General features: G+C 52.2%; 19 protein-coding genes. 9 read left to right on the top strand and 10 right to left on the bottom strand.

Going from position 1 to position 24,874, the window contains the following annotated elements:
* The first annotated feature begins 77 nt into the window (after positions 1–77).
* The 3 genes from HY394_05810 to HY394_05800 all read left to right on the top strand — a co-directional run bounded on the left by HY394_05810 (position 78) and on the right by HY394_05800 (position 4,746).
* On the top strand, positions 78–2,897 hold the full coding sequence (locus HY394_05810; protein ID MBI4053520.1) for an S-layer protein: 2,820 nt from the start codon (positions 78–80) through the stop codon (positions 2,895–2,897).
* Positions 2,898–3,112: 215 nt separating this feature from the next.
* A complete protein-coding gene (locus tag HY394_05805; protein MBI4053519.1) occupies positions 3,113–3,760 on the top strand; it encodes a hypothetical protein in 648 nt (215 codons plus the stop codon).
* On the top strand, positions 3,757–4,746 hold the full coding sequence (locus HY394_05800; protein ID MBI4053518.1) for a flippase-like domain-containing protein: 990 nt from the start codon (positions 3,757–3,759) through the stop codon (positions 4,744–4,746). The genes HY394_05805 and HY394_05800 overlap by 4 nt, the downstream gene beginning before the upstream one ends.
* Here the strand turns inward: HY394_05800 and HY394_05795 are convergent.
* From HY394_05795 to prf1, 3 genes are all read right to left on the bottom strand, one after another.
* Positions 4,719–5,681, bottom strand: a complete 963-nt coding sequence (locus tag HY394_05795; GenBank protein MBI4053517.1) for a hypothetical protein — start codon at positions 5,679–5,681, stop codon at positions 4,719–4,721. The two genes, HY394_05800 and HY394_05795, sit on opposite strands and share 28 nt — an antisense overlap.
* A 161-nt stretch (positions 5,682–5,842) precedes the next feature.
* Positions 5,843–7,105 carry a tRNA pseudouridine(13) synthase TruD gene (truD, locus tag HY394_05790; protein MBI4053516.1) on the bottom strand — a complete coding sequence of 421 codons (1,263 nt, stop codon included), beginning with the start codon at positions 7,103–7,105 and terminating at the stop codon, positions 5,843–5,845.
* Between the two features lie 33 nt (positions 7,106–7,138).
* Positions 7,139–8,383, bottom strand: coding sequence for a peptide chain release factor 1 (prf1, locus tag HY394_05785; protein MBI4053515.1), 1,245 nt, complete (start codon positions 8,381–8,383; stop codon positions 7,139–7,141).
* Positions 8,384–8,420: 37 nt separating this feature from the next.
* Between prf1 and pyrH the strand changes: the two genes are divergently transcribed.
* Positions 8,421–9,275, top strand: a complete 855-nt coding sequence (gene pyrH, locus HY394_05780; protein MBI4053514.1) for a UMP kinase — start codon at positions 8,421–8,423, stop codon at positions 9,273–9,275.
* Positions 9,276–9,329: 54 nt separating this feature from the next.
* Here the strand turns inward: pyrH and dph2 are convergent, their stop codons facing one another.
* The 3 genes from dph2 to HY394_05765 all read right to left on the bottom strand — a co-directional run bounded on the left by dph2 (position 9,330) and on the right by HY394_05765 (position 13,786).
* On the bottom strand, positions 9,330–10,331 hold the full coding sequence (gene dph2 / locus HY394_05775; protein MBI4053513.1) for a diphthamide biosynthesis enzyme Dph2: 1,002 nt from the start codon (positions 10,329–10,331) through the stop codon (positions 9,330–9,332).
* Between the two features lie 39 nt (positions 10,332–10,370).
* On the bottom strand, positions 10,371–12,917 hold the full coding sequence (gene ppsA, locus HY394_05770) for a phosphoenolpyruvate synthase (GenBank protein ID MBI4053512.1): 2,547 nt from the start codon (positions 12,915–12,917) through the stop codon (positions 10,371–10,373).
* Between the two features lie 92 nt (positions 12,918–13,009).
* Positions 13,010–13,786 carry a 50S ribosomal protein L16 gene (locus HY394_05765; protein ID MBI4053511.1) on the bottom strand — a complete coding sequence of 259 codons (777 nt, stop codon included), beginning with the start codon at positions 13,784–13,786 and terminating at the stop codon, positions 13,010–13,012.
* Positions 13,787–14,052: 266 nt separating this feature from the next.
* Here HY394_05765 and HY394_05760 point away from each other — a divergent pair, with 266 nt between their 5' ends.
* Complete coding sequence (locus HY394_05760; protein MBI4053510.1) at positions 14,053–15,186, top strand: glycosyltransferase family 4 protein; 1,134 nt, start codon at positions 14,053–14,055, stop codon at positions 15,184–15,186.
* Between the two features lie 42 nt (positions 15,187–15,228).
* Here the strand turns inward: HY394_05760 and HY394_05755 are convergent, their stop codons facing one another.
* The 4 genes from HY394_05755 to HY394_05740 are packed head-to-tail and all read right to left on the bottom strand — an operon-like array spanning position 15,229 to position 20,501.
* Positions 15,229–16,026 (bottom strand): phosphocholine cytidylyltransferase family protein, encoded by a 798-nt coding sequence (locus HY394_05755; protein ID MBI4053509.1) that lies wholly within the window; start codon positions 16,024–16,026, stop codon positions 15,229–15,231.
* Positions 16,027–16,047: 21 nt separating this feature from the next.
* A complete protein-coding gene (locus tag HY394_05750; GenBank protein MBI4053508.1) occupies positions 16,048–16,740 on the bottom strand; it encodes a gamma-glutamyl-gamma-aminobutyrate hydrolase family protein in 693 nt (230 codons plus the stop codon).
* A 5-nt stretch (positions 16,741–16,745) separates the two neighbouring features.
* On the bottom strand, positions 16,746–17,453 hold the full coding sequence (locus HY394_05745; GenBank protein ID MBI4053507.1) for a hypothetical protein: 708 nt from the start codon (positions 17,451–17,453) through the stop codon (positions 16,746–16,748).
* Between the two features lie 45 nt (positions 17,454–17,498).
* Positions 17,499–20,501: a hypothetical protein gene (locus HY394_05740; GenBank protein ID MBI4053506.1), complete on the bottom strand. Its 3,003-nt coding sequence runs from the start codon at positions 20,499–20,501 to the stop codon at positions 17,499–17,501.
* A 180-nt stretch (positions 20,502–20,681) separates the two neighbouring features.
* On the opposite strand from HY394_05740, the gene HY394_05735 reads away from it, so the two are divergent.
* The 4 genes from HY394_05735 (at position 20,682) to HY394_05720 (ending at position 24,863) form a co-directional block, all read left to right on the top strand.
* Positions 20,682–21,338, top strand: a complete 657-nt coding sequence (locus tag HY394_05735) for a hypothetical protein (GenBank protein ID MBI4053505.1) — start codon at positions 20,682–20,684, stop codon at positions 21,336–21,338.
* On the top strand, positions 21,332–21,994 hold the full coding sequence (locus tag HY394_05730) for a hypothetical protein (protein MBI4053504.1): 663 nt from the start codon (positions 21,332–21,334) through the stop codon (positions 21,992–21,994). Before HY394_05735 ends, HY394_05730 begins: the two co-directional genes overlap by 7 nt.
* Positions 21,995–22,031: 37 nt before the next feature.
* Entirely contained in the window at positions 22,032–23,651 is a 1,620-nt protein-coding gene (locus tag HY394_05725) for an alkaline phosphatase family protein (GenBank protein ID MBI4053503.1), read from the top strand.
* Positions 23,652–23,744: 93 nt separating this feature from the next.
* Positions 23,745–24,863 carry a sulfatase-like hydrolase/transferase gene (locus HY394_05720; GenBank protein ID MBI4053502.1) on the top strand — a complete coding sequence of 373 codons (1,119 nt, stop codon included), beginning with the start codon at positions 23,745–23,747 and terminating at the stop codon, positions 24,861–24,863.
* The last annotated feature ends 11 nt before the right edge of the window (positions 24,864–24,874 follow it).

Raw genomic sequence — 24,874 nt, 5'->3', positions numbered from 1 at the left:
TTTGGGGGCGGGTTGCCGGGCTTGTTTTTTATTCATACATACAATATCCTTCGTAAGATTGTGAGGTGAACAAAATCATGAAGGGACTTAACGTAAAAAGGCTTGCAGCCATTGGTGTTGGTGCGGCCCTTGTGGGCAGCGCTCTGGCGCCAATCGTTTCAGCAGTTTCTGTAAGCCAGATTAGCAAATCAAATATAATCAACACGGCAACGGGCCAGCCCATTGTCGGCGTTGCTGTCGGCTCTAAAGCCAAAGCATCAGACGTTGTCTGGGCAGGCAACATAGCCGCAAGGGTTGCGCAGCTCGCGACAGTTGAAAAGGACGTCACAGTCCAGGCCGGAGAAGGCTCAGGCGAAGGCGCGACGGTTTCAGACCTGTCAGTTGACTTGACAGTCGGCGGAACAGTAAAGGTTTCCGGCGGAGTCAGGGAACTGCTGACAGCCAACATGAACAGCGGCTCGAGCCAGTGGGAATATAGAACCGACGTTGGAAACGCCTACTTCAAGAGCTTCAAGAACGAGTCGAAGCAGATAAAAATCAACAACGACACGAACACTACGACCGTTGTTGAAAGCATCGGCGTAAAGCTTGATGCCCTGTTCGACACCACAAATGTCAGCGTAAAAGACCTTGTGGGTTACATCAGCTCAGGCGACCTGAACTACCAGGTTACTTTCTCGCCGGGCATACCTTACTTCACGGATTCCGGGGCGGACGACTATGTTCCGATCTCATTCCTCGGAAAAACCTACGTAGTGGACTCAATCAACACGTCAGGAACACAGATTGTTCTTGTCTCAACATCCGCTGAAAAGGTCTACCAGACGGGCGACAGGATCGCGTTGAAGGGCAGGGACGGAAAGGATTACTCCCTTGAGCTCAGGGGCGGCTACACTTCAAGCGGAACAACCTACGCAAAGGTTGCATTGCTTGACGCCGACGGAACAGAGCTCCAGGTCCAGTCTGTGACAAACGACGACCAGATTGACACGGTCTTCTCGGACACAGACGGAAAGGCAATCCTTGAGACAAAGGTAACAATGAAGAGAGTTGGAACGAACACCGTTGACAACACGACAACGTACGACTTCACGCTCCTTGTCGGCTCTGATAGGCTTGACATCAGGAACGGCAACAGGTTCCCGTACGACCCGAACAACACTTCGGGAAGCTACCCGTGGCAGGCGGCCCTGACAACCTCAGGAACAACGCTCACCGCGATAGCCGTGACAAACAACGCGAAAATCTGGAATGCGTCAAATCCATTGACGGCAACAGGTTACACTCTCGGCAATGTTACCACGGGAGTTGACAAGGCGGGAATCCTTGAGGGCTCAGGTCTTGACCCGATAGGTTACGTCAAATTCAAGGGCTTCTACGACCAGGGTGTCCAGAAGACAACGGTCAAGTTCCTCAAGGGACAGAACGTTGCCGACATCTCAGGCGGATCCTCAACATACGGCGCAATCCAGTACAAGGACACGTCGTCCGTTGAACACAAGATCCCGATGGCAATCAAGCTCGGCCAGCCGCCAATCAGCGGAAACCTGAAGTTTGAAGGCCAGGACTACACCTACGCAGTCGGAAAAGGCGACTCAGGCGCGGGAACATCCGGCAACAGGTTCATATTGGAACCAGGCCAGGTTACCTACTCGACGTCCGCACAGATAACAGGCGACTTCAACTTTGCGTATGGAATAGACAATGTTCCTGCCGCAACAGCTGACGAGAACTGGAGCGGCACAGGTGACATAAACAACCTGGCTTCCGGGAACCTCATCACTATAACTGGAAAGAACAGCAAAACCTACAAGTACTTCTTCAAGACCACGACTTCCGCGGCTTGGCTTGTCCTTGCAGGTTACGACATAAACGGAACAACCAGTGTCAACGGTTACATTGACACATTGGAGTGGAGCACAGGCGGCCTGTTCCTCCTGGGAACAGACGTCAGCGACAACGACAATGTGACAACCTCGTTGAACGACTACAACCTGTCGCAGGCCCAGCAAACAAGCGTTGCGACGGCTTCGTTCAGGGGCGTTTCATACTACGCGCCTGACACGGCAGACTTCGGAACATATGCGGGTTCAGCTGGCGGAATCTACAAGACAGCCGTCTTCTTCATAAGGGAGCTGGACACGAACACAGCCATACCGCACCACGGCGGAGATGCACCGAATGTCCGCGTAGGCGTGTGGACAATCTACATTGACACGGAAGGCGGAAACGCGGGAACAGTCGACACGGCGAACAACAACAAGACAAACTACGCCGGTAAGACAACCGCTGCAGACTACAACGCAGAGAGAACCATAACAACGCTGAGCGAATACACTGGCAGCTCAACGAACTTCACGAAAGGATACGACGACAACGGAATAAAGGTCGAACTGGCAAGCAGGGAGCTTTCATTCGTGCTTCCGAACTCCAGGATGAAGTCCTATTGGACCGTTGAAAGCCTGGACACGACTGAAGAGGTTTCGGGCGGCGCAACGCTGGCCGGAGTCTTAGAGGGCGCAACAGCCAAGACAGACGACGGCACGACAGTCACGGTTGACAAGGTCAACTACACAGTGGCTGGCGGAGCTGGCGGAGCTGTGGCAGTTCCGGCAAAATACAACGAAATCGTGAAGACCGGAAACCTTGTCTACACCGACGCAGGCTTCAATCCGAGCGGAAACGCCATCATAGTTGGCGGCTACAAGGTCAACACCTTGGCAAAAGGCCTCCAGCTTGACGACGGCACAACCTTGGAAGATGCCCTGACGGCAAGAGGCGACAAGGTCGCAGAGCTCCTGAACAACGGCGACATAGTTGCCGCGGGTTACACCGCTGACGACACCGCTGCCGCAGCACAGGAACTCATAAGCGCCCTTGACGGCCTGTTGGCGTAAGTAGTCTGAAAAGGGGAAACCTTGTTTCCCTTTTTCCTTTCTTTTTTTTCTTTTCTTTTTCTTTTATTTTTTCTTTCCCAGCTTCCGCCGGAGTTTCACCCCCTGCAAACCCCCGAAATCTTTAATGCTTGCAGGTATTGCGTAAGCAATACCTGCCGTCGAACCAGCCGGACGAAACCGGCTTTTTAATCTTTTTGCAGTATGAGTTGTTTTTTATGCCTGAAAAGTCCAGTGTTTTTTCGAAGTTCAATCTTGCCTCGATTCTGCTGCTTGTCTTCATTGTCGCGGGCGCTGCCGTGTATGCGGGATTGTTTGCGCCGAAGTATTCGGCTTTTGGCATGCTTAAAAGCGGGGAAAAAGTGGCCTTTGTTTCGAATGAGGTTGACCCGAACGCGTTTTTCGGCAAAGCCGGGGAAAGCGTCTCGTTTGTCGTTTCGCCCAAGCTCGCTGAAGCCGGCGGCGTTAACACGTTCATGAGCAACGGCCTCAATGCATTCATTGTTGTGCTGTCCGGGAACAGGAAGGACACGACCCAGCTTTTGCAGGTTTTCACCGGAACCGGCGCCTTAAAGGAATGCATTTCAAATTTCGGCGATTTCAATTCAAGCAAAACCGTTTCCCCTGCCGAATGCTCCGCAATGCTGTCTGATGGCAGGAGCGTGAGGATTGTCATAGACTTTCCGGACGCGTCAAGGCAAAATCCAGCAGTTGTGGTTTCGGGTAACCAGATTCTGATATTGCCTTCGAATGAGCGGGAAATTCCGGAACTTTCAAGGCTGGTGCTGCTTGCAATGTTTTCCAATGCGCAGGAAATAATCGACAAGACAAACGCTGTTGGTTCAAGGCTTGGTGGCGCTGCTTGAAGAGCGGTTTTGGCAAGGCAGTCCTGGTTGTTTTGGTCTTTTTCGCGCTTTTGGGCGTGCTTTCAACCCTAACCAACGCTTTTGGCGAATTGCAGGCAACAAACCCGCTTTTTTTCGCTGCCGCGGCAGTTTTTTTCCTCGCCAGCGTGGTTATCTGGGTTTTTTCGTGGGCCATTCTTGTAAAAAACGGCTCCAAAACCCCTTTCCGTAAAGCCTTTTTTTTGGGCTGTGCGTCCGTCTACGGTTCGGTTTCACCGGTTCAGGTGGGCTCCGATTACCTGCGTTCGGTGCAGCTGAAAAGGCATTTCGGCGTTCCATTCAGGGATTCCCTTGCAGCGTCAATGCTTGTCAAGGGCATGAAATTCTTTGCAATCTTCGTGCTCTCCCTCCTGGTCTCGTTTTCCCTGCTTTTCAATTCAAGCCTTCCGCCATTCGTGTTTTTTGCCCTGCTGTCCGGCTTTTTCATGGTCGCGGCGGCAAGCGCCTTGTTCCTGCTGCCGCTTAACGAGCGCTTCGGCCGGGCGATCGCGGCTTTTTTCAGGCACGCATCCAAAAGATTTTCCCTGCTGTCCAGGGCTGCGGATTTTTTTTCGAATTATTCTGCTTACCTGAAGCGCATAAGCCTGCGGCTTTTTGTATGGGTTTTTTTGCTCAGCGCCCTCTCGCTTTTTTTTGAATTCCTCGCCTTGCTGTACAGCTTTTTTGCAGTGGGCGTTTCAATTCCGCTTGCCTCGGCGATCGCGCTTTTTGTCATCGCCTCGATCCTTGAACGGGCGCCGTTCCTGCCGCGCGGCATCGGCCTGGTGGAGGCGGCAGGCTTCGCTTACCTTTCCGTTCCCGCGTTTTCAAATGCAATGCTTTCATTCGCGGAAATCGGCGCAATCATGGTGGTTTTCGGCGTTGTCAGGATAGTCATTCCGACGCTTTTAAGCCTGGCATTCGCCGCCATTGCAGGCACTCACAGTATGATGCGGGAAAAAACGTAGAACCAGAACGCGCAGTTTGCCGCCACCACAAACCAGATTATCGCGACGATTTTCCATTCTTCCAGCGGGCCGAATGCGCGGATGATGACTTTGGCGAAGTCGAGGCCCGATTTTCCGTTGCCCGGCACTGAAAGCTTTCCGTCAAAGCCCACTGAATACGGCTTGGCTTTTTTCTGCGTCGCGTCCCCGCGGTTCGTTCCAAGCTTTATGACATAAAAGTCGATCGCGTGCGGCAAAAAGAACAGGAATCCGGGAACGATTATCGCCAGGTCCTGGGACATCAAAAGCAGGGACGCCATCGCCGAGCCCATGAGCAGGGTTCCGCTGTCGCCGGGAAAAACCCTTGCCGGAAACCTGTTGAAAAACAGCAGGCCCAGAATCGCGCCGCTCAAGGCAATCGCCGGCCAGAAAAGCCTTGTCGGAGCAAGCAGCAAGGCGACAAAAACTGAAATGATGAAGCCCGAACCAACTTCCCAGCCGTTCAGGCCCGCGAAAGTGTTCTGGAAAGAGGCAATGCCTGCAATGTAAAGCGAAAACAAAACCAGCCACAACGGCCAGGGATCGAATTCCTGCGAATAAAAAAATGCGAACGCCAAGGACACAAAAGCGATGGCGGCTGCCCTCACAGTCCATGGAATTTCCCTGTTCAGGACGCGCTGGCTGAAATCGCCGGCAAATCCGATCCCCGTGAATGCGCCCATGGTTAAAAGCCATGCCCAGATGTTTCCGCCAAGCGGCTTGGCAAGGAAAAGAAACGAAACCGCGAAAAGCACGGGAAGCAAGGCTATGCCAGTGCTTTCAGGCACCATTGCCTGGTCACGCTTGTTTATGTCAACGCCGACAATGTTCCTTTTCGCGTTGAATTTTGCGACAACCGAAACAGCGATTGCCGCAAGAACAAACGAAACCGCGAACAGCAGCGCCCAAGGCAGCATCCATTTCCCTCAAAAAAGCAAAACAAGCCGGAAAGCCGGCAGTACAAGAAGTCCATGATAGATGTTTTTAACTTTACGCAGTTTCGGCTGCGTGGAGCGACGACGGGTATTGCCGTTGCAATACCCATCTGCTTTATTTTCATGATAACAAGTTGTGGCGGCTACGCCGGAGCATTCACTTTCATTATCTCGCGCATGATTGTCGTTGCATAGTTTCCCTTTGAAAGCGAAAACGAAACCGTGCAGAATCTTTTGCCCGGAAAGAATTCGTCGTCCCCCACGGCAAGGATTTCCGGGTTTTCCGGAAACAATGCAATGGCTTTGCGCGCACCCTTGGACGAAAGTTCCGGCATGCTCGCGATTTTGAACTCCGAAAGCGAAACGCCTTGCTCTTCCAGCACGGCTTTCTCTATCGCGCCAGCCTTTCCCTCGGCAAAAGCGCTTTCATAGCCGGCAAGCATTGCGGATGGAACATTGTCAAGCAGGACATCTCCGTCGGTTTTTGAAATGCCGATGCCTTCCTCGAACCTGCGGTCGATTATTTTGTTGAACAAATAGCTCTGGTACGCGTGCGTGAAAAGATAGCACATTGCCTTCGGCAGTTTCCTGAACGCGCCCGCAAAATCGTTCGGATGGGAATGCAAATGCTCTGCAATGGTGCGCTCGTACCTGTATTTTTGCGGAAAATTCTTGAGAGCCGCGCCGAAATCATTCGACTGCGCCAATGCAATCCTCGCACTTTTCACGTCCTCCTCTTCTTCGGGCACAACCGAAGTCAGGTAAAGCATCACCGCCTTTTCGACGTTGCCTTTCACGAATTCCCTTCCGACAAGGTGCGTTATCCTGCGGATTCCACCGAAGCGCTGCTCCCCGAAATAGTTTGCCACGCCATCCGCGACCATTTCGCCAAGGCAGGCTTCCACGCGCCCCCGGATTTCATTTTCCTCCAAGGCAATGTCCCTCACGGTTATAGTGAACCTGTTGCCTTTCAGCATTCCGATTTCAATCCTATCCGGATGCCATTCCGGGTTTCTGAGTTCCATGCCCTGGCCGGAAAACGATTCAAGCTTTTGCACGTCGGGCTGGAAAACCGAAATGCGCTGGCAGGTTATTCCGCGCTTGTCCTTCAATCCGGCATAGCCAAACCTTTTCCTGCTGCAGCCAATGCGCCTTGACAGCACGGAAAAGCAGAAATTCATGTCCTTGTTGATTTTCTCAAAATCCATGTGCAGTTGGCTCTGCTTCCTGTCGTCCTCGCGGCCCGGAATTGAGAGCTTTTGCGCAACGCTTTTTCCCAGAAACCTCGTGGCTTCGCAGGCCCTGCCGTTCTCCATGATTTCCTCTACAATGAAATCCGAATAGCGCCTTTTCAGCTGGCCGCCGATGCCCCCGCTTTTGGTTGAAAAAAAGTTTCCAGAAACCACAAAAAACCGCCTGCCGCCATGTAAGAATTTGCTTCAGTATCTCAGTATGGCGCCGATGCCGCCGAAGCCGCGCAAAAACTGCGCGCCCTCATCGGTTTCAGTGCTGATGATCTTGACCTTTGCGCCGGTCGACTTCGCTTTCTCGATTATCCAGTCAAGGTAATCCGCTTCCTCTACAAGCTCGACATCCTGGTAGCCGCACGACTTGCACTTGTATGAGTTCACGTTGAAACTGCCGTCCTTCACAATGACTTCCTCAATTGAACCGCAGTGCAGGCACTTGAACCTGTAAACCATCCAGTCGATGCCCTCGCTGACTATTGCAAGAGAAACCCTTCCCATCTTTATCGCTTCCTCGACTTCCCTCTGGCCGTAGGTCGCAAGGTTCCCTTTCACTACCTGGCCCAGAAAATCGTTGATCTGGTTCTTTTCCTTTATGATTGCAGTGTCTTTCAGCAGTTCGTCGCTTTTCTGGATTGTTTCGCGGATGCCGGACTCATCGGTATACGACGTGTCAATAGTTCCCAGGATTTTGGGCTTGAGCCTGTGGTCGATGAGGTCCTTGTTCAAAAAATAGTTCTTGGTTATGCCGGGGCCGCCGATGACAAGGCCCTTCAGCTTGTCCCCGAATTCAAGAAAAGTCATGTTGATTTTTTCGCCGATGCGCTTGAAAAAATCGTTCGCCGCTTCCTCGCGCAAATGCTCGAACCTTTTGGCGGACTGGCCGCCAGCCCTCGATTTTCCCGCAACTCCCGAAGTGAAATGCCCGAGAATCTCGTACTTTTTGCCGTCCAGAATCGCGATTGTCGACTCGTTCTTGTCCAAAGTCACTATGCCGAAAAATTCCTGCGGCTGCGCCATGTCAAGCAACGGCTCGAGGTACAACTGCGAATCGCACCTGTACAATTTCACTTTCAGGGGCTTGGGCGGCTTTATCGTGAAAAGCTTTATGTCCGACCTTCCCTCGGATTCCGAGACATTGCCGCAGAAAATGACAAGGCCGTTTTCCGGCAGCCTGAAGTCGATCTGCTTGAGGAAACCGTCGATCTTGCGCAACGCGCCCTGCACGTTTTTCTTTGTCGCCGGGCTTTTGATGTTCGAGGACTGCGAGAGCTCCTCGTTTATCTGCCCCATCACGGAACTCCTGTCTGCGCCTGATGGCAGGTAAACTGAAATGAGCTCTGTGCCGCGGCCCTTGAACATTTCAAGCTTTTTCAGCTTTTTCTTGAAAACAGCTTCCTCTGCCTCGTTGCCTTTCGCTTCGTCCCTCTCAGCCATGAGAAATACTTTTTAAGGACAAACAAATTAATATCTATTGATTTTTTCCGGTGAAAAAGGCTTGTTTCCCGACATCTCCGCGTTCATGGAGCGCACCGAAAAGGAAGCGGAAACCGAATCCGATGACATCGCGCGGCAGGCCGCCTCAATGCAGTATTCCGGCTTTTCCGGCCAGCCCGGCGATTCGTCGCACGTTTTCGTTCTCTCGATCGGCGGCTCGCTTTTCTGCCCCTCATCTAAGCCCGACCCCGTGAAAATTTCAAAAATTGCTGAAAGCATAAACCGCCTGCAAGCGGAGGGCTTCAAATTCGCAATAGTTGTGGGGGGCGGCAAGGCGGCAAGGCATTTTGTCGCGGCGGCGAAGGCGAATGGCGCCAACAATTTCGAACAGGATGAAATCGGCATAGCCGTGACAAGGGCGAACGCCGCATTGTTCATTCCGCTGATACAAAACGCTTATCCAAAAGTCCTGGTTGACGCGAAAGACGCGAAGCTCGTGCTCTCGCAGGCAAAGACCCCGGTTTTCGGCGGCCTAATTCCAAGCTTCACTACCGACGCGGTCGGCTGCCTGATAGCTGAAAGCCTCAACGCTACATTCGTCAACCTGAGCGACGTGGACGGAATTTACAATGCGAACCCGAAAGAGCACGAGAACGCAAAGCTTTACACCAGGCTCGACTACGAAAGCCTGGTTTCTTTGCTGCGCGTAGCGCAATCCAAGCCCGGGCAGAACCTTGTCTTGGACCTTCCCGCGGCGCTCATACTGAAGCGCTCAAAGCTCAATGCGATTTTCCTGAACGGCAACGACCTTGACAACTTTGAGGCCGCAGTCAGGGGCCGTGAATTCAAGGGCACAACGGTTTCCGAGAATGCCGGAAGCGCGGAAGAATAGGCAACCGATGATTGGCCGGCAATAAAGCCAACCGAATTGCAATGCAATCCGCTTTCAATAATACGAGTTCGCCAGATAGTCTTCGAACTTTTTTTTGCCCAGAACTATTTCCAGTTCAAGCGGCGTCACAATGGGCCGTTTGAAAAGGTGCGAATCGTCGAGTGCAATGCGCGGGCAGGCAGTGTCGACGAGCGCGTCAAGTTTCAATCCCGCAAGATAGTCTTCCTTCACAAGGTCGCTTGCAATGATGACTGCCTTTTTTCCGGCTTTTTCGATTTCCATTTTCGCGTGCTCCCCGACTTTTATCATGTTCTGCCCCTTTTTCGTGCTGACGAGGATTCCGAAAATCCTGGCTTCCTGCGCCATTGCGATTGCAGCAAACCTCTTTCGCAAAAACTTTTCCCGTTCACCAGAATAATCCGTTATTTTGCCATCAGACGGACTGAAGCCGAAAACCGGCTTCTGCGAGGCGAAAACAATCATCAATGGATGAAATGCGCCGTCGCCCGCGAAAACGTTGGCATCGACCTTTTCATCGGCAAACGCGACGGTCGAACAGTTGCATCCCAGAACCTGCCCAGCTTGAGTGCGCGGGCCTTTTGCATTGAAGCATTTTATGCCATGCTTTCCAAGCGCCTTTTCGAGAATGGGCAGGGTTTTTGCGTACTGCACAGCAGAGCACAAGCCGATTTTTGTCAAGCCCTTTTTTTCCAGGAACGCGGCGAGTTTTTCCGTTTCCTTGGCGACCTTTTTTTCGTCGAATTCGTATTCGACGGGCCAGTAAACAGTCGGAAACTTTTCCATGTAAAAGCGGTTGTGGCCGAAATGCACGACAACGTCGCAGCCGAGGTCTTTCGCCTCGTTCTCGCGTATGTCGCAGGCCCCGAAGCTCGGTTCGACAAAAAGCATTGCAACAATGCCGTGGCTTTCAAGTCTTTCAACGATTTCGTTCGAGCGCGTTTTGAGGCCTTCGGGCAATTGCAATAAAACCTTTTTTGCCTTGCGCTTTTCAAGTTCCGCGCAGAGGCCTTCAAGGTCCAGTTTGAGGTCCAGCATGAATGATTTTGCATTCTGGAAAGATTTTAAGGGTTGGCTTTACTGATTTTTGCGGCTTTTTTCAAGAATCAGGTTTTTCTCCTCAAGCATTGCAATCTTCCTAATCTCTTCGACTGCGTCGATGTTCGCGGAAACCGAGCCGATGCCCATCCTGATGAGCTTTTTCACCATTTCCGGGTTGCTTGCGGCCTGGCCGCAGATCGAGGTTTTGACGCCGGCCGCAGAGCACTTTTTTATCACGAATTCCAGCTGCCTGAGAATAGCGGGATGAAGTTCGGAGAAAAGCTTCTGGATTTTGCCGTTGTTGCGGTCGATGCCTAGAGTGAGTTGTGTAAGATCGTTTGTGCCAAAACTCACAAACGCAATGCCTTCCCCGATAATCTCGTCAATCGTCCACGCCGCCGCCGGTGTTTCAATCATCACTCCAAACTCCATTTCATCCGCAGGAAGGCCCACGCTTTGCGCAATCTCTTTCGCCTTTCTCACTTCTTCTGCCCTTATGACGAACGGCAGCATCACCCCCACATTCGCGTAGCCTTCTTCGCGCAATTCCTTTATCGCCAAAAACTGCGCCTTCAGGAGTTCCGGCTCGTCCAGATCGCGGCGAATGCCATGCCATCCGATCATAGGGTTTTCCTCTTCCGGTTCCTTGTCCCCGCCATCCAGTTCCTTGAACTCGTCGGTGCGCGCGTCAAATGTCCTGTACCAAACAGGCTTTCCCCTGAAAGCGGAGGCAACCCTCAGTATGCCTTCCTTGACAGCTTCCTTCAACTCTTTTTCTTTTCCCTCGCGGATGAATTCCGCGGGATGCTTTCCTGACGCCGTAATCATATGCTCGGCCCTCAGCAGCCCCACCCCATCAGCGTTGGTCTGGGCAGCCCTTTCAGCAGCGTCGGGCAATGCGACATTCACTTTCACGCTGATCGCGGCTTTCCTCAGCACGCCCTCCAGCAGTGCTTCCTCTTTTACAAGCGCCTTTTCAGGCATTTTTTCCGCTTCGATTTTTCCGAATTCTCCAAGCAATTTTCCTGCCTGCTTTTCCACACCTTCAAGCCCGGCTTTTTCCCTTGCCTGCAATGCCCCGGATTTTTTTTGCCTGGCCTTTGCATGCAGCGCGGCAATCTTTTCCTCCAACGCTTTTTCAAAATCGTCGACTTCGCTTTGGTCGAACAGCGGCTTTTTGAATCCGGCTTTCTGGGGCGCCGGTTGAACAATTGCCCTGCCTTCAAGCACTGTTCCCGCAAAGCCGTTCACGGTAACAATCATTCCATTCCTCAGCACGGATGTCGCGTTGCCTGCGCCTACAACGCATGGAATGCCGAGTTCCCTGCTCACTATTGCGGCATGACACGTCACTCCGCCTTCATCAGTGACAATCGCAGAGCTTTTGCGCATCACCGGCACCCAGTCCGGGTTCGTCATGACAGTCACAAGAATGTCGCCTTTGCCGACCAGTTCAACGTCCCTTGCGTCGGGCACGATTTTGACTTTTCCGGAGGCGATGCCGGGCGAAGCCGCCAGGCCCTTCACAATGATTTTTCCGGAAGCGTCGCCGGACTTTTCCCTGGTTTCTTCTGCAGCAACCTTTTTCTCCAGGCCCAATGTAGTTATTGCGCGGCTCTGCACAATGAAAATCTTTCCGCCCTCGATTGCCCATTCGATGTCCTGCGGCGCGTTGTAATGGTCTTCAATTTCCCTTCCGAGTTCCGCGATTTTCTGGATCGTTTCGTCCGGCACTTTCTGCCTTCCGCCTTTCGCCTTGTCGAGCGCGATTTTCATGTTGTCCCTGCCAGACTTTTTCAGCATCCATGCCTGGTAGGAGATTTTCCTGTCAAGAATGTCAAGGCTCTCCTTGTCCAAAGTGAAAGTGTCGGGCGTGATGCTGCCGCTGACAATCGCCTCGCCCAGGCCGAAGCAGGCCTCCACAACAATCTTTGACCTGTCGCCAAGAGGGTCGGCAGTGAACATTATGCCCGACTGGTCGGACTCAACCATTTTTTGCACGACAACCGCAATGCCTACTTTCTGCGTTGAAAAGCCCTGCTTTTTCCTGTAATAGACTGCGCGCGCCGTAAACAGCGAAGCCCAGCAGTTCTGCACGGCCTTGAGCAGGCTCAGGTCGCCTTGGATGTTCAGGTAGGTTTCCTGCTGGCCCGCAAAACTGGCGGTCGGAAGATCTTCAGCCGTGGCGGAACTCCTGACCGCAACGAGTGCGGGTTCGGAACTGTTCATCCACGCAATCTTTTTTTCGCTGAGCTGCCTGTACGCTTTCCGGATGCCGATTTTGAGCGCCTCGGACATGGGCGTGTTTTTGACGATTGTCCTTATCTGTTCGGCAGTCCTTTCAAGCCTCGCAGTGTCATCGACATCTATGGAGTCGGCAAGCTTCACGACCTGCTGCCTGATTCCGGTTTCGTCCAAAAACTTGAAATAGGCCTGCGACGTCACCACAAAGCCGTTCGGAACCGGGAAGTCCGCATTAGTCATTTCTGCGAGGTTCGCGCCCTTGCCTCCAAGAACAGGTATGTCCGAGCGTGAGCCGTCCGCAAACCAGAGAATGTCCCTGCTTTTTTCAGCCACAACCAAACCCGGATAAAAGAAGGCGGTTGTGGTTTAAAATTTTTTGTATTGCCGAAATACGGGCAATTGAAAAAAAAGCAAAGAAAATGTTGTGCAAATTATTTGCCCTTGCCTTTTGCCGGCGCTTTTCCGGCCGGCTTTGCAGCGCCTTTTTCCTCTTTTTTCGGAGCGGCTTCCTTGCCGGCTGCCGCGGGTTTGGCTTCGCCTTTCTTGCCTGCGGCTTCCTTTCCGCCTTTCGCTTCCGCCGGCTTTTCTGCGCCTTCCGCTTCCGCGCCTTCCGCTGCTTTTTCCTCGGTTTTGACTTCCTCGGAGATGTCGCGGACCTTTTTCGGAAGGGTTCCGATTGATTCAACGTCAGTGCGGATTTCAACGTGCATGGCTGTCGGCATTCTGGCATTCGCCCTCATCAGGGCTTTTTTTGCGTCGGCAATTCCTTTTTCATCGACAAGGACTGAAACGATTATCTGTCCAGGCCTCACCCTTATGGCCCTGCCAATGGGCTTTCCGAATGCGTGCGACATGCCCTGCTGTATTCTGTCCGCGTGCGCGCCCTGCGCCTGCTTGTTCTCGCGCAGGATCTGGTGGGGATAGCTCCTGATTTTCATGAAAAAGCCTTCCTTGCCGAGCCTCTTGAACAGATAGCGGTTGATTGCAATGCGCGCGCTTTCGATTGCGTTGTCCCTTATCTGCACGGAACTGTCGACCACAAGATTGAGCAGGTGCGAATACTTGCGCAGGGGGTTGCCCATGTTGAACTGCCTTGTCTTCAGGCCGGGCGTGGCGCCGATGTAGTTGCGCCGGTGCACAGTAACGGCAACGCGCGAATACGCCCTGTCCTTCTTGCTACGATAGCACTTTCCAGGCCTTAAACCCATGAAAAACCACTATTTGCCCAAAGGCGGAAAAGCATGACAAAAATCAGCTTCGATTACTACATCTATTCGGGTTAAACATTTAAAAAGGTTTTATTCCGAACCGCGGAGGGGGTTTTGCCCCCTCCCCAGTTCTAGGGAACTCCTGACCCTCCCCCGCCGTTCATCCGGGTTGCCCGCAGCCGACAAAAGCCAAATTCATTATGTATAGGTTATTCCGGTGTTTGCACCGCAAGAATAATATTGCCAAAAACCCATTAGTCTTTCCGATGAAAGTCTGCTTCGTTTCAAGCTTCTTCTATGAAAAGGAAAAAATGTCCTTCGGCGCCTATCCGACCATCCACAACATCGTCAGGGGCGTGGCGGAAAAAGCGGAAGTTTTCGTGCTCGCCAACGGCAGCCCGAAGCGCCCCGCCAATGACGACGTTGGCGGAATCAGGGTTTTCAGGGCGCTATCCGTTCCGCACGACGATTTCCGGCTGCGCACTTTTCCTCTGGCCCTCAAAGGCCTTTCCGTTCTCCGCAGGGAAAAACCAGGCATAATCAACTCGCAGGACATTGAAGGCGCACTGCTGTTCAAGCTTGAAAAGCATTTCTCGGAAACGCCGCGCGTTTTCTCCTCCAAAATGCTGCTGCAAAGGTTTGCCGGCGGTCTCGGCAACAATGAACAGCCTGCTTTCGACAGGCTCAAGGACAATTCGCGCATTTTCTTCGAAAACATGGCGATGAAAAATTGCACGCAAATAGTCGTGCCCAGCGAAAGCGAAAAAGCGCAGACGCAAAAGCTCTCCGGAAAGCCCATAACGGTCATTCCGAACGGCGTGGACACAAAAGAATTCTCGCCCGGAGGCAATGCGGCCGGCCGCAAGCGCAAAACAATTTTTTTCAGCGGAGGGCACAGCTTCAGGAAAGGCGCGCACATAGCAGTTGACGCGTTCATAAGCCTGCGGAAGGATTTTCCTGAACTGCGCATGATTGCAGCGGGAAGCGATTTTGAAAAATTCCGGAAAAAACTGGAACAGAACGCGATCCGCCTCGGAACGGATGTGATTGCCTTGCCGCGCGTTCCGCACCCGGAACTCCCTGCACTGCTCAATCAGTGCGACATTATCCTGCACCCGAGCTATTACGAAACATTCGGCACGATTCTTGCGGAGGGAATGGCCTGCGGAAAGCCGGTTGTGGCGTCAAACACCGCGGCAATCCCCGGAGTTGTGGGGGATGCCGGCATACTTTGCGAAACCGGCAGCACTCTCCAGTTCACGGAAGCAGTGCGGGAACTGCTGCTTGACGAAAAAAAAGCCGGGCGTTTGGGAAAAAAAGGCAGGGCGCGCGTGCTTGAAAATTTCACAATCGAAAAAACCGTTGACAAGTACCTGCGGCTTTTCAAATCGCTTTCGTAGGCTCATTTTAAGGGCACGGGCATTCAAGCCGGTTTCATAAGTTCATTTCAAGGCATTCAAATCGAAAAACCTTTTGAGCCCGCCTGCCTTTTCCAATTGCATCATTTTCTCGTAATCCCCGTTGGTGTCGAATTCGAGCCAGCCGCGCTCGATCCTTATTGCTTCAACCCGGTTTCCGGCTTCAATGCACTTGTTCAGCAGATCCGTCATGTAAGCCTTCTGGAAAACCTTTCCGGACGGCCCCCAGGGCTTTCCCAGAAAGCCTTTCCTGCCCGCATGGTAGACCTTCCTGGCCTGCTCAACGCCTTTTTTCGAGAACTTCAGCAGGCCGACATACCTTCCGTCAATCTCTTCAATCGGCGGGCTGTCCGTTCCAAGCCCGGTTATCGCGCCGCTGTCGTCAAAGCCCAGGCTTTCAGTGTCCAGTTCGAAAGAGCCGAGCCTTGCGGTCCAGTAGTCCTTCCATGCGAGGTCGACCGTGACACCGATGTCGGCGTTCGAGTCAAGAACCTTCTTCAAAACCTTCGGTTCGAACAAAACATCGGCATAGGAAACGAGCACTTCTCCTTCAAGTTCCTTTTCAGCGCAGAACAATGTTTCGACCATGTTCGTGTTGGCAAAATCCTTGTTCTCATAGTACCTGACACCGGAAAAATTTATTTTGTCTGCGGCAAAACCCCTTATGACAATGACGTCGTCGACGCCCATTTTTTTGTAAACGTCAACCTGCCATTTGACAAGCGGCTTTCCCATGAAATCAAGCATGCCTTTAGGCAAATCCTTGGTGTATTTGCTCAGCCTTGTTCCCATGCCTGCCGCAAGAATGATTGCTTTCACCATAGCACCGCCATTTTTCCAATTTCACTTCCGGTCAAGCCAGAAAAACTTTTTTTCCAAAAAAATTCCGGCAATCTTTTCGTTTGCCTCAACATCCGGGCTTTTCCTTTCAGGGTGCCATTGCACTGCAAGCACGGCTTTTGCAGGATGGTAAAAGCCCTCCACAAGCCCGTTTTCGGTCATCGCAAACGCCCTAAGCTCCTTTGACAAGAGCTTTTCCGGCACGCCCTGGTTGTGGAAAGAATTGACCCGCAGGGTTTTCCTGCCGAGATATTTTTCAAAGCCTGCGTCAACGACCATGATTTCATGCTGCGTTCCGGCATGGCCGCCAAACTCTTCCTTGACGCTTTGCGAGAGCCTGCCGCCGAAATGCACGTTCAAAAACTGCAGGCCCCTGCAAATGCCAAGCACCGGCAGCTTCCTTTTCATTGCTTCCCCGACAAGTATTTTTTCAACGGCGTCGCGCTCAACCGCGATGCCGGCCGGGTTGATTGGCGGTTCGCCGAAAACCTTTGAATCGACGTTTTCCCCGCCGGTCAGTATGACACCATGCGCCTTGAATTCGTCGAACATTTTCCTGACGCGCACGCTTTCATTTGAAACTGGAACAAGCGAAACGCCCAGGCCCTCGAAAAAAGTCACGTAAGAGGTTTCAAGCGCGTCCAGATACGCGCCGTACCTGTTCTGGTTCCTTCGTTGCGAAATAAGGCAAATCATTTTTTTCACCGTCGTCCACCATGCTGCGCGCTGTGTGGTCTTGCCGGCTTTCCGCGTTTTCCGGCAATTCTTCGCGCGGCCCTTTTTGCGGTTCTTTCAATGTCCTGCATTATCCGCAAGTATTCCGCATCTCCTTCAGGCGTTTTCGGCAAAGAATCCGGGTTCTGCACAGCGCGCTTCTGTGAAACCCCTCCTGCGATCGCCCGAACAAGTGGCTCGAATGCGCCCTGCCAGTCGGTTCTGTTGGCAAAGCCTTTAAGGGTCCAGATGCGCGCAAGCCTTTCTGCAATCCTCTGCTGCGCCTCCTTCGACCCTGGATTCGATTCGCCGTCAACTATGCTGCGCACAAGCGTTGCGCTGTGCTCCGGGCTTATTCCCAAAAGCAGGTCAGCTTGGGCAATGTCCCTTTTTGCATCGTCAACGTAAGTGCGCTGGTGTCCTGCAATTTCAGCATAGCCGTGCTCCACGCCATAAGCTATTGTCCTTTCAGATGCACCCGCATTTGTCGGTATGATTCTTGAAGGCGTAACGCTGACCCCGAAGGAAAAAACCTCGGCGGGAATTCCCAGCGCCTGCAATTCGGCGCGCAGTGCGTGTTCCGCAAGAGGCGACCTTCCGCTGTTGCCGGAACAAAAAACCCCGATTTTTACAGGTTCCCCGGATGCAATTTTCCCGCGAATTCTTGCAAGGTTCCTCAAGTGCGCTGAAATCATCGGTTTCACACATTATTCCATGCAATGGCATTAAATCTTTTTTTTTCAGAACGACACGCTTTTCGCCCTGCAATCCAATGAAATCCTTTCAGCTTTCCTGATTTTTTCGAACAACAGTTCGCCGCACCCGATTGCCGCGGGAATGCCGAATTCGGCGCAGCGGATTGACATGTGCGATGAAACCCCGCCGTATTTCGTGACAAGGCCTGCCGGATTTTTCGTGAAAATCCAGTCGTAGCCCGGGTCGGCGTTTTCAAGCGCGACGATTTTTCCGGACAGGTCGAAGACCGAATCCCTGCCAAACTTGTACAAATGGAACAGTTCGGCGGCAATCCTTTTGCCAGTGATGTAGTTGGGCCTTGCCACATAGCTTGGCACGATTTCAATGTCGAGCGGCGAGAACAGCAGCGGCGGCAGGCTGAGAAGGCTGAACGCTTCCTCCTCGAACTGCCTGTCCGCGATTTTTTTCTTCCAATCCGATTTGGTTTTTTCCGCAGCGGTTTCCTTCGCCTTCACGGTGATTTCGGCAATTTCAAGGTACGACATTTCCTTTCTAGTGAACCCCAGTTTCTCGCCGGCCTCCGCAACAAGTTCAAGGCCCGCGCTCAGGTTTTTCGTGAACTCGAACTTGGATTTTTCCCTCGCCTCGATGCTTTTGCGCGCGAAAGCGAAAAGCGTTTCCGCAGAGAATTTCAGGCAATCCGCCTCCAGCCTTTCCGAAATTTTGCGGAGCGCCTTTTCATCGATTGAAAATTTTTTCTTTTCGGCCGCGAACGCGTTTTTCGCGGCGTTTCCCGCGTCGCTTATGAGCGATGGATTTTTGTCGTAGCGCGTTGCCGTGATGTCGAATGTTCCCGGCCTCAGGTGCCCGTATTTTTTAAGGAATTCGTCCTTCGGGGTTTTGCCTTCAAGCAGTGAAACGAAGTCCCGGTTCAGTTCCGTTGCCACGGTTTCAATCGAATTCAGGAAATCGTTGTATTGCTCTTGCGACATGAGTTTTTCTGCCGCAAGCGCCTTCAGGTTGGCTTTTGCAATGAACGCCATGCGCGCAAGCCTCGAGAACTGCAGCGTGCCAAGTTCCCTGCAGTCAGCAAGCAGTTCGCCCGCCAAGCCGATAAGCCTGAACGCGTCCTTTTCCTTCGCGGCCCTTGCGAGAACCGCTTCCCGTTTTTTGCCCATTTTTTCCGCGTCAGCCATGTCATCCGAGATTGTTTTTTCGTGGTTCGCCACGATTGCGTTTGTCAGTTCGGCAAGGCTTTCCTTTAGCCTGCCGACTTCGGCCTGCGAAAATCCTTCTTCGAGCAGTTCCGCGCTTCTTTTCGCGAAGCCAAGGTCGTGGCACGTGTAATAGACTTCGAATTCGACCTTGTCATGCAGTTCCGGCTGCCGTGAAAGCTTATGCAGGCTGAACTGGCAGAGCTTTTCTTTCACGCCTTTCGCAAGGCTTTCAGGGCAGAATGAGTTGAAGCTGTTTCTTGCGCTGACAAAAGGCTTGTTGGCAATGCAATGGCACAAATCCTCGTCTTCCGGGAATTTCCAGTAGCCGAGGCTTTCCCTCGCCTTGTGCCAGACGCCATCGCTTATCAGCAGCCTGAAAAGCGAATAGTCCAGCGGTTTCGTTCTGTCGCCAAGCAATTCAGCCGGATTCCAGTCCGACATGTCGCTCAGGACATCGGTTTTTCCGCAGAGGTGCGGTTGCGGTTTCAACAGCATTGCAACGCCCGCCTTTCCCGATGCAATTGCGTCTTCCACGATTTTGTCCTTCTTGGTGCCGAGAGTGGCGTTTGCCGCCAGCGGCCTTGCCTGGAAAATTATTACGTTTTCATCCGAGTCGACGGCAAACTCTATGTCCAGCGGTATTTCCGGTATCACGGATTCTATTTCCTGCACTGCCGTGAGCAATTTGTACCATTTCTGCGGAAAATCGCGCGCAGGCAAAAACCTTGAAATCCTCACTGCTTTGGTTTCCTCGCCCTTTGTGACCCTGTCAGTGCTGTCAGTGGTGTCATCGAAGTTTATGGTGTAATACGGCGCATTCGACCCGATTTCGCGCGTGAAAATCACGCCGCTCATTTTCACGTTTTTCGCCTGGCTCTGCACCAGAACCTGGTTTTCCGGATTCTTGTCGCCCTTTTCGGAATAGGATTTCACCACTTTTTCTATGGCGGCTTCGGTCTGCTTGACATTTTTCGGGTTGACGTTGAGTTCGCTGTGGTAATGGCCTGCAGCGGACCTGTGCAATGAATCCTCGTTGACGGCCGAGCTTCTCACGACAATCCTGCCTTCCGAGAATTCCTTTGCGATTTCCCTTACGACCTGTCCAGGCGACCGCTCCCATTCCTGTTCCGTGAACACGAAAGTTTTTTCTATGCGCGAATGCCTCAGCGCGGGCTGGAGCGCGCGCAGCGTATCCGCCTTGGTTGAAATGATGTGCCCGGATTTGTCATCCTTGTCGTCGAAATAAACCACGTTTTTTACCCTGAACCTTTCGGTAAAATCGCTGAAATCGCCGTAAGCCTGCCTGTACTTTTCCGCAAGCGAGGAATAGATTTTCGGCTCCGACAGCTTGTCGTAAAATTCCGGCTGCACCACCTTTCCGCGGATGCTTTCGACAAAATCCTTGCCGGGCACCTGCTTCCAGTTGGAACCGTAAACGAGTATGATTTCCGCGCCCGGAAATTCGTCGTGCAGTTTCTGCAAATTTTCAGTGGGGTCCGGGCTTTTCTGCACCACGGCGCGGTCGACGCAGTTGAGGCTCTGGATTACTGCCAGGCGTTCCTTCAGGGAAGTGACTGGTTTTCCCCTGTACTGTTCCGCCGCCCCGTCCGTCTGCACGCCGCAGACGTGCATGTCGCCCATTGCCTGCGCGGTCTTCAGCAGGTTGAGTATGCCGTAATGAAACAGGTCCGCGACAACCGAAGTGTAAACAACTTTTTCGATTTTGGCCTGCCTGATGTCGACAAACATCCCGTCCCTCATGCCCGAGTCCTTGGGCACGGTCACGCAAAGCTGGCCGTTGCTCTTGTTTATCCAAATCTTCTGCTTCATCGACAACCCAAAAACATGCCACTAGTAATACAGTATGGTATTCCCGGGCTTTTTATTGCTATTGGTTCATTGGCTGAAATGCCCCAAAAACGGCTTATTTTGCCTTTTGCCGCCCGAATCAGGCTTTTTGCTTTTTTGCATTGCGCAGTTAAAAAAGCTTTTGCGGGCTTATTCTTGCCAATGCTTGCCTACGCTTTCGCGAAAAAAGGCTGGCTTGAACAGCCGCCCGAATACTCGTTTTCAAAGTTTGAAGGCAAAGCTTTTCTCGATGCGTTCGTGCATGCGCGGAAAGGCATGATTGCCGCGCTTGAAAAAAATTCCGGGGAAAAGGCCAAACCATTCCGGCCGGAAAGCTTGGAAACCTTTTTTTCCGGCAACGCTTCGCCCGAAATTTTTTTCACGCAGTTCCCGCAGGCAGCAATCCGCACTGAAGAAGCCCTGCCGGCATGCATTCTTGCGCTGTCCGGCAGACATAAGAATGCCGGCGCAGCGGAGGAAAAAAAAGTTTACATCTGCCTTTCCGGTTTCGTGAAAAGCTTCGAGGTCTCAAAAAAGGTTTTCGCGGAATACCGCGCCGGTTTCAGGGTTTCGGAAGCGGCGGGCAAGTTTGACGCCGTTGAACACTATGCCTCGCTTTCACTCGCATGCCTTCTGTTCTTCGGAAAATCCGGCAACCTGAAATTCCTGAACGTTGCGCTGAAACTCAATGACTTCATCTGCTCGCTCGACGTGCAAAAACTTTCCGTGCGTGAAACGCAGCTCTGCCTTGCCTCGCTCCTGCTTGAAAAGGAGCTGGCGCAAAAACTCTTCCCGGAAAAAGGTGTTCCGCTTTGGTGAAAAACCTCGCAATTCTCGTCTTTCCCGGGCCGAGGGCAAAAGCCTACCTGAACGCGCTTGCCGCGAACAAACTCCTGCCGGAATTTGCGGTCCTGTTGCAGGCAAAGGCAGGAAGCAACGCGGAAGAAAAGGCACTGCTTGAAAAACTCAAAATCCCCTTCTTTGAAGTGCCATCGCATGACGTCAACTCGCCCGGAACCGTTGAAGCAGTGAAACTCGCAAGCCAGGATTTTTTCATCTTTTCCGGCGGAGGCATTCTACGCAAGGAAATGCTTTCCAGCGGAAAAAAATTCCTGCACGTCCATCCGGGAAGGCTGCCGGATTTCAGGGGAAGCACGTGCTTCTATTACAGCATCATCGCCGAAAGCGACGTGAGCGCAACAGCCTTCTTCCTCGCTGACGGAATCGACAAGGGCAACATCGTCTGCCGCAAAAGCTTCGGCCTGCCGCAGACAACCGACATCGACAATTTCTTCGACAATCACGCTAGGGCCGAAACTCTGGTGCAGGCGGTGAAGGGCTTTGCCGAAAAAGGCTTTTTCGCGGAAACCCCGCAGGACACGCAAAAAGGCGAAACGTTTTTCGTAATCCACCCCCTCCTGAAGCACCTCGCCATAATGCTGGTTGAAAAAAACCGCCGGCCGGAAAGCAAATGATTAAAAGAATTTGAAATTTCTATGTATTGCCTTGTTGTTGGTTGAAATGCCAGAAAAGAATTTCGCAAAAAAAAGGGTGCTGATTTTCGGCATCGACGGCGCCACATGGAAAATAATCTCGCCGCTCATTGAACAGGGAACGCTTCAAAATTTCCGGCGCATGATTGTGGAGGGAGCTTCAGGCAACCTTTTCTGCCCGGATCCCGTGCTTTCACCCGTCGCCTGGACAACCCTTGCTACGGGCGTGCCCAAGGAAATCCACGGAATATCCGATTTCGGAGGCAAGGACGAGGAAGGGAACGAAACCCTTTACAACAGCAAGAACGTGAACACAAACACGCTTTGGGAAATCGTCGAGGGAAACGGACGCAATGCGGTCGTAATCAACTGGCCTTACACCTGGCCCGTCAACGAAAAGCTCGGGTCGACGGTTGTGCCGGGCATAGCCTACGTTCCCGGCAGGAAAGTCATAGTCCATCCAAAGGAAGGCCTTGCCCTGAAAATCAGGCAGGCGGTTTTCACTGCCAAGGGAAAATTTTTGCGCGGCCTGCTAAAAAAAAGGTTTCCTGAAGGCCTTGACGAGCAGGACTTTCCCCTTCCCCCCATTGTCAGGCATTTTTTCAAGGCCGATGAATGGGATTTTTTCGGCGTCTGCTGGCAGTCCGCGAACGTGATACAGCACAACCACTGGAAGCATTTCGAGCCGCAATTTTTCGGGGTTTCAAAGCAGGAAGCGGAAAAATTTGTGGACAAAATTCCCGCGGCCTACATTGCATTGGACAACTTTTTGGGCGAAATCCTGAAAGGCGCGGGAGAAAACACCACAATCATTGTCCTGTCCGACCATGGTTTCGGCAGGAGCGATTTCCACGCTTACTCAAAAATCCGGCCAAGTCTCTTTTTTCGCTGGAACATCTTTTTGCAGAAACTCGGCCTTCTGGACTTTTTCCCGCCGGACTATAATCCCGTGGTGCATGTCAACCAGGAAATAGACTGGCAGAAAACGAAAGCGTATTTCAAGAACGATTTCGAGAATGGCGTTTGCGGCGTTTCAATAAACCTTGCCGGAAGGGAAGAGCACGGCATTGTAAGCCAAAAGGATTTCGCGCAGGAAAAGAAAAAAATAATCCCCCTGCTTGAAAGCGCGGTTTTCCCCGCCACAGGCCAGAAAATATTTTCCTCGGTGCGCGAAAACCCCAATCCGGGCAAAGGCGCGCCGGACATAATAGCCGAACTTGAACCCGGCCTGCCCGACTGCGAGGCCTCTATCAAGGAAGACTTCCTGTGCGGCGAAGTTTCGGTTGAAGGCAAAAGCCTCGGCAAATGCTTTTCCACCAAAATCAGGTGGACAGCAAACCATTCCAACAAGGGCATTTTCATCATCCGCGGAAAAGGCGTGAAAAAAGGCTTCAAGGCGGATTTCAAAAACATGGACATCGCACCGACAGCACTTTACTGCATGGGCCTTGCGATTCCGACCTATTTCCAGGGAAAGGTCCTGGACGTGTTTTCGGAGGAATGGCTCGCCTCGAATCCCGTGAAAAAAGCCAACATCGGCGCCGACCAGTTCAAGCCCGGCAAATCCGAAAAGAAGGCTTCAAGCAAGGAGGAAGAGGAAGTCTGGGAAGAGCTGAGAAAAATGGGGTACGCGGTCTGATGGCAATGCGGACATGTTGCCGCCAAATCCTGCCCGCGCGCAAATGCCATAGTGCGCTTTAAATCTTTTTTTGCTTAATTTTTGTTGGTTCGCATGCAAGAAAAACCAAATGTAATCCTCATCCTGCTTGACGGTGTCAGGCTTGAGCGCACCGAGCTTCTGCCTGAATTCAAAAAGCTCGCGCAGAATGGAACGTATTTCGGCAACTCAATAACCTATTCGCCTTCAACCATTCCTTCAATGCATGCAGTGCTTTCCGGCATGAACGGCAGGAAAAACGGAGTCGACAACTATTTCGGCACCCTGCAATTCAGGAAAGACAGGGTTTTCACGTTAGCGCAATACCTGAAAGAAAAAGGCTACCGCACAGAAGCCGAAATAGCGAACAAGCTGATAATGCCCTTCCAGGGATTCGACAATGCAGTGGTGCACGACTACGAAAAGGACGCAAAGCAGAAAGCCGCGCATTTGCAGATGCTTGAACGGCTTGCGGACGCGAAACAGCCTTTTTTCGTTTTCTACCAGTTCGACGAAATCAGGCAGATTCTCACTAAAAACGTCATGAAAAAGTTCGATGACTTTTCACCCGAGCTGTTCGAAAACAAGGAAAAGAACGTCAGGCAATACGACGAGTACCTGAAAGACTGCGACGCTTACATAAGGGAAATGTGGGCGCTCATCCGGCGGAAAGGCCTGGACAAGAACTCGCTCATAATTTTTTTCTCCGACCACGGCATCGGCCTCGGCGACAGGGTCGGGGAAAAAGTTTACGGCAGTTTCTGCTATGACTACACGCTCAGGACGTTCATGCTTTTCATTTCGCCCGACAATAGGTTTCCTGCAAAAAAAATCCCTTCGCAGGTGCGCCTGATTGACCTGATGCCCACGGTTCTCGAATATTTGGGCATTTCCGCAAAAAGCGGCTTTGAAAAAATGGACGGCGAAAGCCTGCTGCCATTGGTTGAAGGCAGGGAAAAAGGCGACCGCATTGCGTTTTCCGAAACCGGCGGCCTCGGCGGGCCAACCCCTTCGCCGAAAGCGCCGAACGTGAAATCAATCCGCACCGGCAAATGGAAACTCATCTACAATTCGACTCTGAAAAAACGCGAACTGTTCGACCTTGAAAACGACCCGCAGGAAAAAGAAAACCTGTCAGGAAAAGGCCTTGCAATCGAAAACGAGCTGTGGGAAAAGCTTGCCGGGAATACCTGATTCTTTTGCCG

The organism is Candidatus Diapherotrites archaeon (assembly GCA_016205145.1).
Taxonomy (GTDB): domain Archaea; phylum Iainarchaeota; class Iainarchaeia; order Iainarchaeales; family JACQJH01; genus JACQJH01.
The sequence above is the reverse complement of the archived record's forward strand: the minus strand, read 5'-3'. Positions and strand labels throughout refer to the sequence as shown.

What these genes read in the sequence shown, in the direction of transcription:
- HY394_05810 (MBI4053520.1), top strand. Translation starts at nt 78, where the DNA reads ATGAAGGGACTTAACGTAAAAAGGCTTGCAGCCATTGGTGTTGGTGCG.
- HY394_05805 (MBI4053519.1), top strand. Translation starts at nt 3,113, where the DNA reads ATGCCTGAAAAGTCCAGTGTTTTTTCGAAGTTCAATCTTGCCTCGATT.
- HY394_05795 (MBI4053517.1), bottom strand. Translation starts at nt 5,681, where the DNA reads ATGCTGCCTTGGGCGCTGCTGTTCGCGGTTTCGTTTGTTCTTGCGGCA.
- prf1 (MBI4053515.1), bottom strand. Translation starts at nt 8,383, where the DNA reads ATGGCTGAGAGGGACGAAGCGAAAGGCAACGAGGCAGAGGAAGCTGTT.
- dph2 (MBI4053513.1), bottom strand. Translation starts at nt 10,331, where the DNA reads ATGCTGGACCTCAAACTGGACCTTGAAGGCCTCTGCGCGGAACTTGAA.
- HY394_05765 (MBI4053511.1), bottom strand. Translation starts at nt 13,786, where the DNA reads ATGGGTTTAAGGCCTGGAAAGTGCTATCGTAGCAAGAAGGACAGGGCG.
- HY394_05760 (MBI4053510.1), top strand. Translation starts at nt 14,053, where the DNA reads ATGAAAGTCTGCTTCGTTTCAAGCTTCTTCTATGAAAAGGAAAAAATG.
- HY394_05755 (MBI4053509.1), bottom strand. Translation starts at nt 16,026, where the DNA reads ATGGTGAAAGCAATCATTCTTGCGGCAGGCATGGGAACAAGGCTGAGC.
- HY394_05750 (MBI4053508.1), bottom strand. Translation starts at nt 16,740, where the DNA reads ATGATTTGCCTTATTTCGCAACGAAGGAACCAGAACAGGTACGGCGCG.
- HY394_05745 (MBI4053507.1), bottom strand. Translation starts at nt 17,453, where the DNA reads ATGATTTCAGCGCACTTGAGGAACCTTGCAAGAATTCGCGGGAAAATT.
- HY394_05740 (MBI4053506.1), bottom strand. Translation starts at nt 20,501, where the DNA reads ATGAAGCAGAAGATTTGGATAAACAAGAGCAACGGCCAGCTTTGCGTG.
- HY394_05735 (MBI4053505.1), top strand. Translation starts at nt 20,682, where the DNA reads ATGCTTGCCTACGCTTTCGCGAAAAAAGGCTGGCTTGAACAGCCGCCC.
- HY394_05720 (MBI4053502.1), top strand. Translation starts at nt 23,745, where the DNA reads ATGCAAGAAAAACCAAATGTAATCCTCATCCTGCTTGACGGTGTCAGG.